Raw genomic sequence first — 10999 nt, forward strand, 5'->3', positions numbered from 1 at the left:
AGATAAATTTCAGCATGGCAACGCCTCCAGTTCACCCAAAGTCATGTTTGCATGCGTCTTATCCGCAAGCTCGTCAATGATTTGGTTGATTGCTTGCTGCAGGTCGATGCGCTGTGAATCATCAGACAGCGCTTGAATAAACTTCGCCATAAAGCATTTTTTGTACTTTTTGATCAGCTCGTCCTCGATGCCCTCAACCAGCTCTTGGCGATTTTGAGGCCAAGGCACAGAGTTAAAGCCCCAAGACAAAAGCACGGATTCTGTTTTGCCGTTCAAGCATTCTAGGATTTGTTTAGCGATGGCCTGACGACGACGCTCGGCCAGTTCGTGTGCGCGCACCTCGCGCTCAGCGATAGCGTTCATTTGATAACTCCTGAGGATGGGGATACGCACCGCGTCCGGCGCTAATGGAAAAGATTGGGTTGAGGGTTACAGCTTGCACTGCACGCCGTCACGTCCGTTCGCGACCGTCCGGTATTGGCGTTTTGTGGAGTTCTGATAGGCCCTCTGGTTTGATGAACTGTTAACAGCGATCAAACCGGAAGGTCTATCGGTGGGCTAAACTGCAATGACTTTAATGAACCCAACGGACTATTCATGCAGAAATTCGGAATCATTGCTCTACTTGCCATTCTTGGCGGCTGCGTGTCAGCTACAGACAGCCAACAGCCTCAGCAAGTTGAGATGGCGAACCCAGCCTCGGTGTACTGCCAAGCGGTGGGTGGGAGTTTGACTATTGAAAACACGTCAGCAGGGCAGGTGGGCATGTGTACACTGCCTGATGGGGAAAAGGTTGAAGAATGGGAGCTCTTTAAGGCAGCAAGCCAATGCGGTGCTGATACGCGTCAAAATCTGGTCGGTACGCCAGCCGCTAGTCTTAATCAATCTACGCTGCCCGAGCTTTCGCGAGTCATCCATCACAACTCGGCAGTCACTATGGATTACCGACAGGATCGTTTAAATGTCTATGTGGATGGCGGTGGAAAGATTGAGCGCGTGACTTGCGGGTAAGTATTGCTGGTTAGGTCATGAAGAAAATAGGCTGAGGGCGAACCGGCTAAGTCGGCTTCACGCGCCTAGGATGTGCGGCTTTGACAGGCTCGCAGTGGCCCTCAGATATGAACCCTATGGAAAGGTGCATATCAAAGGGCAGGGAGCTAGTTACTCTCTGTAGCGCTTGTTTTGGCGGTTTAAGGCACAATATTTGCGGAAATTAAAGGGGTTATTCACATGAAAAGCTATTTCTTGCGCGTGCGATGCTGTCAATTCTTTCGGCCTGGGCGGTCCACAGCCCACGAGGGTCTGTAATCGTTGATCCGGATCGTCATCATGGGTCTGGGGGCTTCTGTCCTCCAGGGCAAGCGAAGAAGGGGAGCTGTTAGGCGTTAACTAAAAGTTCTGTATATGAACTACTGACTTTGGTTACTATGATGCGATTGCAGAAATTTAAAGCATTTACAACTCATGAAGAATAAATATGGTGCCTTGGCCTCATTGGTTTATGAGCTAGATAAACCTGTAGGGGTCTCGTTTGGCGATGTTGAATATTACCTAAAGCGCTTACAGCAGATCGACGGCTTAATTCTTGAGCCTGGGGTGGGCAATGGACGCTTCCTAATCCCCCTCCTTAAAGCGGGGAAGAGTGTTGTTGGTCTCGATAGCTCAGAGCCGATGCTTGCCCATGCACGTGCAGCGTTAACCAAGCATCAAGTAAGCGCTCGTCTTGAATTGAATACTTTTCAGGGTTATCAAACAGATGAGCGGTATGAGGCTATTGTGATGCCTGTCGGGTCATTCCAGTTAATTGACTCATTTGACACTGCTACTGAACTTTTAGCTCATTTTAGAAACATGCTGTCTGAAAAAGGCAGGCTGTTGATTGATATTGATCCAGCGCACAGTATATTTCTAGGTGAACCATCTGTTCGGAAGTGGCGTTTGAGTCCTAGAGACTGCGTGACGTTATCAACTAAACGATTAGCAATTGATTATGTATCTCAGGTCACAACCGAACTGCATCGTTATGAGTTGTGGGAAGACGGCGTTTTACAGAAAACTGAACTGGAAGAGTTTTCCTTGCGGTGGTGGGGCGCTAATGAATTAGCGCTGGCATTCAAAGTTGCCGGCTTCACAGATATAGTTATTTCGGGAGGCTATGAGTTTAGCCGTAAGCCATCGAATGAAGATAGCATTATCACCGTAGAAGGGGTTAAGAAGACTTAGTGTCACAGTAAGTACCTCAATCTGTAAACAGCTTTACTGCTTGCCATCAAGAAAAAGAGCGATCCTCACCCTTGCACGTCTGGCATACGTCCGAACTTTCGTTTGCTTGCCAGTAGGGTTGATATAGTTTTGAGCGGGCCGCGCTCTTTCTTGATGAGCTACCAGCTCTCAAGCAGATGTGTAACAATGGAAGGCTTTAGCGACCTACAAACGAGGGAGATTTCCATGAGCACTAAAATCGTTACTGAAGCTGACCGCAAGCGCACTCCGCGTCCACCTTTGCCCAAGGGCATGTCCATTTCCACAAAATCCGCAATTGTGAGCAGGGAGCGTGGCCCGCATACCCATCACAAGAAAAATCCCGGTAAGCGTCACCGATAGGAGCAGTTCGCCACCAGTATCCTTCTGCCGACTTGGTTGCTGATAAGCCAGCGCATGTCGAGGCAGAGGCGCTGGTGGCCTGGGGCTTCCTGCTCTGGTACAGGAGACGATCAATATCGTTACCGTTACGGCTAGTCCCAGTGCCCCGCCGTGGAGCTGAGGAGATCCAGCTAAGCTGGCCGCCTGGGCGCGGTGTAATGTTCTAAAGTTTTAAACGGTTCCTGTGTCGAGCTCGACAGAGCTGATGTTTTTGTGGGCGATGCCAGCCGCTACCTGTTTTTGCACCTCGTTAAAGTAGGGCACACATATAAATGCGACGCCTGCTTTCGTTAGATGCTGGGCTGTATCTATAGATTGACGTAAGTCAGATACCGATGCTCTGTTAACCTGCGGCTTGCTCATGGCTCTATCCTGAATTGTCGGAAATCCTCACTACCTGTTTCGCGGTGCTCTAGGTTCCCAGTCTTGTTTGTAAAAAACTCGCCTTGCGGTAAGTAGACTCGCTCAAACTGCTCATGCCACCTACCACTTTTGCTGCATGACTTTCCATCTGAGTAGTTCGTTGGTGAGCACGCGCTGCAAAGTTGCATGCCTTTTCTGTTCTCTATGCCTGTCCAATCAAAGTGCTTCTCCCACCCTTTGTAAGGCCAGCCGTGATTAGTCAATGCCGTATTCTCACAACATCCACAATGTTGACATTGAAATAGGCTCATGTCTTTTGCTCCATAGCTGAATCTATTGCATCACGTAGACTGTGCGGGTTTTGCAGCACAATGTCTCGTGGCAGCATGACATTTCCGTCATTGCTTGGATCTGCCAGCCAATCAATGCGCTTTTTATCAGAAAGGGCTTCACGTATCTCGGGCGATTGCAAAACGGCCTGTTCAATTTTTCTGATATCTATAGGCCGTACGTAAATATCGTCAGATAGCCTTTCTATTTCCTCAGCGCTCAAAACCATTTTATCCTCCACGCCTATCTCCTATTTCAACCATAAACACCCTGATTCAAGGCGCTGGTGGTTGAACGCTGCGCTCCTAGCTACTCCCAGCAGTGCTGGCTCTAGGTAGCGCAACGTCTATTCAATCAATACCTAGCCCTTCCGGCCGTGTCTGAGCCCAGACTAGGTATCAATAGCCCCTGATCTTATTTGCGGAGTAGGGGGTTGCGTCCGCCACCTAGCCACGGCTTATTGCCGTCATTGGTGTGTTCTATACGCTTAGTAATTTGTTAAAGATCATTTAACGCTTCACTTACCTTTACTGGGCTGCCCTTGGGGCTAGGCTTTTCTGTGGTGTGTTGTGTAGCGTTAGATGAATAATCGCATATGCGATTATTATTGTCAAGCGCAATTGCGATTAAGATGATCGTAAAAGAGATCACTGCTCCCGTTGCAGTTAGGCTAGAAGACGATAGGCTCTAAGCGCGTGGGCATACAAAGTCATGTAAAGTGGCTGTCTTAGGGAAAGTAAGTGCTATTGATTTTTTAGGGGCAAATCATGACATTACGAATTGATTACAACAAGGTTGCGCCGGGCGCATCAGCTGCGCTTGCTGATGTTTATGCCTATGTAGTGAAAAGTGGCTTACCTGCTGATTTAGTAGAGCTTGTTTATCTGCGAGTGTCGCAAATCAATAACTGCGCTTTTTGTTTAGATATGCACACGCGTGCCTTACTCGCTAAGGGGGTGAAGGTTGAAAAGCTCGCACTAGTTCAGGCCTGGAGCGAAGCAGGACAGCTATTTGACGCGCGTGAGCGCGCAGCTCTTGCTTGGGCGGAATCAGTAACCTGCGTTGCTCAAACCGGCGTACCGGATAAAGTCTATCAGCAAGTCAAAGATGTTTTCACTGATAAAGAGTTGGTGGATTTGACCGTTGCGATTAGTTTGATGAATGCCTACAACCGAATGGCTATCAGTTTCCGTAATCCCCCAAAAGCAGCCATATGAAGTGGGTGGGCACGAGAAAGTTAACGTAGGAGCCGAAAGCAAAGACAGCCGATACAAAGAAGCTTTCTGAATTGCGCTAAGCCAGTCTCGCTCTTATGCTTGTGCTGAAGCCCGCACTTTTCTTTGTGGGCTGGTTCTTGCATGTCAAAATAGTCAGGATAAAGGTAGAAATTAAGACTACTTTATGGTCGCTTGTTTTAAGGATGATGTTAATGGGGTATACAGCTGTTGATTTATCTACTTGGGGGAGGAGGGAGCACTTTGAGGCGTTCCAGACTATAGCTAAGTGTACATTTAGCTTAACAGCGCAGTTGGATATTACGACTCTAGTAAAGCAGGTAAAAAGCAGGGGCTGGAAGTTCTATCCCACCATGATTCACCTCATTGCGCAGGCGTTAAATAAATATCCAGAGTTTCGTATGAGGATGAAAGAAGGTGTGCTGGTAACGTGGGACGTTATTCACCCTAGCTATACAATTTTCCATGAAGAGAGCGAAACTTTCTCTTCACTGTGGTGCCACCATAAAGAGAGCCGTGACCTTTTCTTCAAGGAGTACGAAGAAAACATGGCTTTGTATGGTGATAGCCTAGCCTACTCCCCGATGCAAGAGTCTACTGAAAATATATTCTATGTGTCAGCCAACCCTTGGGTGAGCTTTACCAGCTTTGAGTTTAACTTAGCCAGCTTTGAAAACTTCTTTGCCCCTATGCTAACCATTGGAAAGTATTATGAGCAGGGTAATAGAATACTTATGCCTTTAGCTGTACAAGTCCACCACGCCGTTTGCGATGGCTTTCACGTGGGGCGTATGATTAATGAGCTACAGGAGCTTTGTGCTGAGCAGGTCTAGCTGTGTAGTGGTTTAGCTTTGGGAAAAAGCCACATGAAGTGGCTAGGCATTAAAAAGCCGCATTGAGGGTGGCCTTGCTCTTATCTAGTGGGCTTTTCTATTTCAGTTGATCAGTTTTTAGTTTGTTATGTATGTGGGCTTTCGATCCGTTGCTGCCGTTCACGACATAGCAGTGAGCACTGCCTATATCATTAGTAGATAATTTATGGCGAATTAGATCCAGTAACCGATGCTTGCTCGAATAGATAGAGTATAAATGTGAGACATTAGATTAGCTACTGTAGGGAACTACGGTAGTAACTGATGGTGAAACCATAATCCAATTTCTCGTTTTTCCATCCAATAGAGGATAGAGACTTGCCACGTTCTTACCGGCTAAGAATGCAAAGAGCTTCTGAGGCGAAAAAGCCAAGATCAATAGTTACCGACGGACTACTCATAGCTGGCACCACTGCAGCTATCTACCTTCTGACGTTTTCCTTCGAGTATGGTTACTGTGCATACTTTGGTGTGCCGGGCTTCCTGATCGAACCCTCGACGGGAACTATTCTCTTTGCAGCACTGTTTATTTCCCTAGCAGGCATTGCGCTCGTTGAAGTAAGCTACTTGCCTCGTCAAGTGCTGGCAACAATACCTTGGCCACGACTACGAGCGCGTTTAGTACTAGCTGTTCTTATGTGGGTAACACCAGCGTTGACGGGAGCGCCGTTTAGCTGGTTACAGGTACTTTTTCTGAGCGCCTGGACACTGAGCATCATGAGCGATTACGTCTTTGCGCTAATTTGTAAATCTGGTTCTTTTGCCGAACGTATTTCTCAAGGAGAGAAGAACACCAACACCTCCAGATCGCCATGGGATGGTCTGACGAAGGCATTCGGCGGAAAGGCTGTCAGTTTGGCGATAATCGTTTATTTCGCAGTGCTAAGTGCTTGGGTGGCTGGTACGATACACGCTCGATTTCAAGAGGGTTTCATCGTCCTCAAATCAGAACCGGACATTGCGGTCATAAAACGGTATGGGGATCACTTTGTTGCCATTCGCTATGCAGGAACCCCGGCACAGGCTACGGGTGAGTTCCGAGTTATAGATCGAGAGAAAGATATGGAGCTCATTAATATGGATAAGCTCACTATTGAGTCAGTCCGGAAGCGAGCAGAAAGCAAAGTCGAGAAATAAAAATATCCACCCACCGCATTGTTGTCCGGATCAACGTTCGCTCCTATGGCTCATCGAACAATTTAATCCATCGTCCAGTCATTTGATCTGAAATTCTGAAAGTCAACTATTGGACAATTGCAGGCCTTATAAAGGCTAGCAGGAATAGAGCACTCTACAGAAAAGCCACCTAGAAGGCGGCTTTTGATTTCAAGGAGTATTAGATTTCTTGTGGCTCTTTAGCATGAAAAAAGTGTTCTGGGCGTCTGGCCACTCGTTCATTAGGATTCGGCTCTGCTAGAGCTTGATTCCACGCACGTACTTTTGCTTTGCCTTTTAGTGCGGATTGAACACGTTCCTCAGCGATGGCCACATAACTTGGGTCAATATCGCTTCCAAGAAATCTCCTGCCTTCAATTATGGCAGCAACTCCTGTGCTTCCACTACCCATAAAAGGATCCAGTATGAGATCGTCTTGCTCTGTTAACGCACGTATGAATTTTTGTGGCAATGCAACTGGGAATTGGCAGGGGTGGGCAGTTTTTTCTATGTGGTGAGCTTTGACGTTAGGAATCTCCCAAACGTCGCCGGGGTTTTTGCCTAGCGGATTGCCACTAAGCTCTCCTTTTCTGGGTCCTTTAGAGTGGCGTTTACCAGGGTACTTTTGAGGCACACGAACAGCATCGAGGTTAAATTTGTAGTTATTGCCTTTTGAATACCACAGGATTGTTTCATGTCTTCCACTGAATCTGTTGGTGCAGTGAAGCCCATGCCCTACAGACCAGACGACTCTATTGCGAAGTTGTACGCGTTCATCTGAAATCAAGAGAGAGATAATTAAACTATCAAGTGGAGTGACAACGCCATCCTTAACATGGTTTCCTGTTTGCCAACACAGACTTCCACCTGGCTTCAGAATGCGAACCAGTTCTGGTAGTAGTCTTTGATGTTGAGCAAGGAAATCGGAGACATTATTCGTAGACTCGTATTCTTTCCCCATACAATAGGGAGGGGAAGAAAAGATCATATCGATTGAGTTGTCAGGAAGGGTTTTGGCTAGTCGCAAGGCATCGCCTGTTAGGAGTGTTGCCTGTCGACAGGTATTAGTGGCAGACTTAATGGCTGCTGGAGTTGATTTGTAAGAGCTTACTAAGGACATGTACTTATCTTAGCATTCTAACATTCTAGGATCCAGTTTTACTTTGAGGGGGGTGGCTTTCATAGAGAGCTTTACCACATGCAGACCAGCGGCTTGATGTGAATGGGGCAAACTCTTCTGGTGTAAGTGTGTGGAATGTTTTTTGAAAGTCTATGTTTTCAGGATCTATACCCGAAACAATTACGTTTTTCATATAAAAGAAGGCGCCTCCAATAGAGGTCGGGGTGAGCATGCCCGTTTCTTCGTCACTCTTGGACTTAGGTTGCCAATCTTTGCCTAATACGTCTTTCATCGCTCCGAGCATTGTATTCAAGATTTTTCGGGCAAATTCAATGTAAGCGACACGTCCTGTCGTACTGCTGAGATGATTGCCTTTTTCGCTCCAGTATGTGTACAGATTGTTTTTTACCGCAGGGTCTAGAAGAGGAAGTAGTGCATATCGAGCAAATGAAGCAGTTTTTACTTTGCCTGCGCTACCGGCAAGCGTTGTTTGAATTAGACCGGCAAGCGGGCCTGATTGTGCCAGTTGTTGAAGAACTAGATTGGTAATTGAGATGGGGTTATCAGGATGGATTAGGGTTTCAAGGGCTTGCTTTAATGTATCTGTGAGTGGCGTTTGAGTACTATTAATTCGAAGAAAGAGGTCCGCCTCAAATCGGACGCGCTCATCAGCAGTTAGTCCAGGAGGTAGAATGATTCCTGTTGCTAGAAGATTATGTCTTGTTCTAACACGAGAAACGCCACTTTCGAATTCATCAGATCCCTCAAAGTAAGCGAGCACCCGATGTTGGCCGTCAATAATTCCTATGGTTCCTAACTCATCACGTAATTGCAACTCAACAGGGAGCAGCTCTGTAATTGAAGTTGGTGTAAGGGTGGCTCCATCAGTGGTACGGATTATGACTGAGGAGGGTAGAGTAACAATCAGGTTATTTAAGAAAACTTGCCCACCATTGGCGAGATAGTCTCTCATTTCAGATAGCTTTTCCCGCTTGACAAAACGCTGGTAAGAAACATCTGAGTTTTCCCATCCCTCTCTGCGGAGTACATAGGCTCGTCGAATAAGAGAGGAGGGATCCACGTAGAATGAAACGAGAGAAATCTCTCTATCATAGCTGGTGTGCCTGGACGGTAGAACATGCCCTTTGAACGAGTGGTGCGCGGTGCCTTGACCTGACTTTTTTTGATCTCCTAGCTGCGATAGTTTGACTTCGAGAAATTTGTAAAGCTCGAATCGTGCAGACTTGCTTATCGTGTTACCTAACTCCACAAAATATTCAGCAAAAGCAGGAGGAAGAAGTACGAATGGAAAGTTTTCTGTTTGGATGTTCTCAGAGAAGTTTGCATTGCCTGAGTAATATACACTTCGTATTTCATATTCGTCAGGCTCAAAACCACTATTTATGAGGTGTTGATCAAAGTCTGAATTTAGTAGTCGGTACTGTTCTAAAAAGTCTAATGGTTTTTCATGGATACGTCTGTGGAAGTGTTGTTTCTTGGGAAAGTGCTTGGTAACATCACCAGCTTGCGTCTCTTCACAAAAAATGAGGAGGTTTTCGATAGTAAAAATATGATCAATTTCGGATTTGTACCCTTCGAATGTCATGTGAATTGCATCACTATTAATATGCTTGAATCCAGCCTCTAAAAAGAGAGGAAATAATTTGGATTGAGATGCATGTATGCTACCTTGTTCCAGAATTTTTTTAGAGCTTTCTTGTGGCGTATTTTTTTGTTTGATCATATTAGATAGTGCTTTAAGCTATTCGTATTAATTTTTCGAATTTACTCTATTTTATTAATCATAATTGTACATTCTATTAAGCCTAAGTATATAAATGGATTTTCGGCTACAGTCTTATTGCATTTGACAAGTTTATGTGTGGCATTTCTATTATTAAGTAGTCACTACCAACGATAGTGCTAATGACAATGCCTCGTCCCTGCTTTTCTGTCCATATGACAACCGTTCTTATCCGTACGTCCTGAGTGCGCCCAAGCGTTAGCTGTAGTTAAACCAAGCCCTGCTAGAGCAAACAAAGTCACAGCGATTATCTTTTTCATGTTTACATCTCCAAATATAATTTAAGTTTCGTTACTTTAAGCCTAAAGAAAAAGGCCCGTGAGGGCCTTGTATTAATTTCTGCGATAGTACTTCCTGTGCTCTACCATCGTTCCGATGATCTGCACGCTATGCTGATCACTCCGCATTGATGGATAGTCCTCATTAAGTGGGACCAGCTCAAAAATCTCTTTGCCGCGCTCGTCTATGCTAATTAGGCGGTACTTCTTAAAAGTGGCTTCCTCTTCGCTATTTTTGGCAACAACAAAATCACCAGGTCTTGGGCTGATCTCACAGTCAACAATAATACGATCGCCCTCGGTAAAGTCAGGCCGCATCGAGTCGCCTTTGATCTGGAGCGCAAAAGAACGCTCAGACAAATCAAGGTCAGTGAGCAGATACTCAACCTCTGCCATGGTGAAGTTCTGCCCACCGTCCGCGAAATTGCCCGCCTGTATGTAGTTAAGCAGGGGGATGCGACGTTCGCCTACAGGAGCAGCGGCTACGTTAGCAAATCCAGACCCTTGGACTGACTCCATTGAGCCTCGGCCTGTTTCTAGCCATTCGGGGGAAACACTTAAGACACGAGCAATCTGGAGCAGTTTTCCGCTTCCTTGATTCCTACCATTCTCAATACTGCCAATAGTTGACTGCCCCGAGCCAATTAGTTTGGCTAGAGCTGCTTGTGATAGGCCAGCTTTTTCTCTGGCGATGCGAAGTCTATTAGCTAAGGAATCCATATCGCAATTGTGATACATATCTTAATCGCATTGGCGCTTGATATTTAATCGTAAATGCGATTAAATAAGGCATGAACTGGAAAACAATGATTGCAGACTTGAGCTCAAGGGGCTGGACTCAAGCGCGAATTGCAGAGGCCCTAGGAAAGCGTCATCAGTCTTGGGTGGCTGATATTGCTCGCGGTCGTTACAAGGACTTGAAGTGGCATGACGGAGAGCTATTAAGAAAGCTCCACCTTTCCGTGATGTCTAAGGAGGCATAGAGCAGCGTTCTTTCAATGAATAGTCAGCGCGCCTTCATCAAACAAGCCGCGCTCCATATTCCACTCAATACGCTCGACGATGCAATTGACATGCTCGTGGGTAGGTTCATCGAACTGTTTCTTAGCCAGTTCGACAGCGTGATCAAGTAGTTCGAGTCGTTCGTAATCAATATCCATGCCGGCAGTTTGCGGCGTTTCAACATAATTTTCCATTCG

General features: G+C 46.2%; 15 protein-coding genes. 7 read left to right on the forward strand and 8 right to left on the reverse strand.

Annotated elements, in window-relative coordinates; genetic code table 11:
- Positions 1-9: 9 nt before the first annotated feature.
- Positions 10-363, reverse strand: a complete 354-nt coding sequence (locus tag OSH01_RS14550; RefSeq protein ID WP_266124843.1) for a hypothetical protein — start codon at positions 361-363, stop codon at positions 10-12.
- A gap of 234 nt (positions 364-597) precedes the next feature.
- On the opposite strand from OSH01_RS14550, the gene OSH01_RS14555 reads away from it, so the two are divergent.
- The 3 genes from OSH01_RS14555 to OSH01_RS14565 all read left to right on the forward strand — a co-directional run bounded on the left by OSH01_RS14555 (position 598) and on the right by OSH01_RS14565 (position 2604).
- The gene (locus tag OSH01_RS14555; RefSeq protein WP_266124844.1) at positions 598-1011 is read left to right on the forward strand and encodes an I78 family peptidase inhibitor; all 414 of its coding nucleotides are present in this window, start codon (positions 598-600) and stop codon (positions 1009-1011) included.
- A 453-nt stretch (positions 1012-1464) separates the two neighbouring features.
- The gene (locus tag OSH01_RS14560; protein ID WP_266124845.1) at positions 1465-2223 is read left to right on the forward strand and encodes a class I SAM-dependent methyltransferase; all 759 of its coding nucleotides are present in this window, start codon (positions 1465-1467) and stop codon (positions 2221-2223) included.
- A gap of 225 nt (positions 2224-2448) precedes the next feature.
- Entirely contained in the window at positions 2449-2604 is a 156-nt protein-coding gene (locus OSH01_RS14565) for a hypothetical protein (RefSeq protein WP_266124846.1), read from the forward strand.
- A 210-nt stretch (positions 2605-2814) separates the two neighbouring features.
- Here the strand turns inward: OSH01_RS14565 and OSH01_RS14570 are convergent, their stop codons facing one another.
- Both OSH01_RS14570 and OSH01_RS14575 read right to left on the reverse strand, forming a co-directional pair.
- Entirely contained in the window at positions 2815-3006 is a 192-nt protein-coding gene (locus OSH01_RS14570) for a DUF1382 family protein (protein WP_266124847.1), read from the reverse strand.
- A gap of 307 nt (positions 3007-3313) precedes the next feature.
- Positions 3314-3577, reverse strand: coding sequence for a hypothetical protein (locus OSH01_RS14575; RefSeq protein ID WP_266124848.1), 264 nt, complete (start codon positions 3575-3577; stop codon positions 3314-3316).
- 526 nt (positions 3578-4103) lie between these two features.
- Between OSH01_RS14575 and OSH01_RS14580 the strand changes: the two genes are divergently transcribed.
- The 3 genes from OSH01_RS14580 to OSH01_RS14590 all read left to right on the forward strand — a co-directional run bounded on the left by OSH01_RS14580 (position 4104) and on the right by OSH01_RS14590 (position 6580).
- On the forward strand, positions 4104-4553 hold the full coding sequence (locus tag OSH01_RS14580; protein ID WP_266124849.1) for a carboxymuconolactone decarboxylase family protein: 450 nt from the start codon (positions 4104-4106) through the stop codon (positions 4551-4553).
- Between the two features lie 203 nt (positions 4554-4756).
- Positions 4757-5404, forward strand: coding sequence for a type A chloramphenicol O-acetyltransferase (gene catA, locus OSH01_RS14585; protein WP_266124908.1), 648 nt, complete (start codon positions 4757-4759; stop codon positions 5402-5404).
- A 357-nt stretch (positions 5405-5761) separates the two neighbouring features.
- A complete protein-coding gene (locus OSH01_RS14590; protein ID WP_266124850.1) occupies positions 5762-6580 on the forward strand; it encodes a hypothetical protein in 819 nt (272 codons plus the stop codon).
- A gap of 199 nt (positions 6581-6779) precedes the next feature.
- Here the strand turns inward: OSH01_RS14590 and OSH01_RS14595 are convergent, their stop codons facing one another.
- The 4 genes from OSH01_RS14595 to OSH01_RS14605 all read right to left on the reverse strand — a co-directional run bounded on the left by OSH01_RS14595 (position 6780) and on the right by OSH01_RS14605 (position 10520).
- A complete protein-coding gene (locus tag OSH01_RS14595; protein WP_266124851.1) occupies positions 6780-7718 on the reverse strand; it encodes a DNA-methyltransferase in 939 nt (312 codons plus the stop codon).
- A gap of 25 nt (positions 7719-7743) precedes the next feature.
- On the reverse strand, positions 7744-9462 hold the full coding sequence (locus OSH01_RS14600) for a DGQHR domain-containing protein (RefSeq protein WP_266124852.1): 1719 nt from the start codon (positions 9460-9462) through the stop codon (positions 7744-7746).
- Between the two features lie 179 nt (positions 9463-9641).
- On the reverse strand, positions 9642-9782 hold the full coding sequence (locus OSH01_RS16555) for a YHYH domain-containing protein (RefSeq protein ID WP_354270626.1): 141 nt from the start codon (positions 9780-9782) through the stop codon (positions 9642-9644).
- A gap of 72 nt (positions 9783-9854) precedes the next feature.
- On the reverse strand, positions 9855-10520 hold the full coding sequence (locus tag OSH01_RS14605) for a LexA family protein (protein WP_266124853.1): 666 nt from the start codon (positions 10518-10520) through the stop codon (positions 9855-9857).
- A gap of 71 nt (positions 10521-10591) precedes the next feature.
- Here OSH01_RS14605 and OSH01_RS14610 point away from each other — a divergent pair, with 71 nt between their 5' ends.
- Positions 10592-10783, forward strand: coding sequence for a hypothetical protein (locus OSH01_RS14610; RefSeq protein ID WP_266124854.1), 192 nt, complete (start codon positions 10592-10594; stop codon positions 10781-10783).
- Between the two features lie 12 nt (positions 10784-10795).
- Here the strand turns inward: OSH01_RS14610 and OSH01_RS14615 are convergent, their stop codons facing one another.
- Positions 10796-10996, reverse strand: coding sequence for a hypothetical protein (locus OSH01_RS14615; protein WP_266124855.1), 201 nt, complete (start codon positions 10994-10996; stop codon positions 10796-10798).
- Positions 10997-10999 lie beyond the last annotated feature (3 nt).

Source organism: Alcaligenes endophyticus (genome assembly GCF_026344035.1).
GTDB lineage: Bacteria > Pseudomonadota > Gammaproteobacteria > Burkholderiales > Burkholderiaceae_B > Alcaligenes > Alcaligenes endophyticus.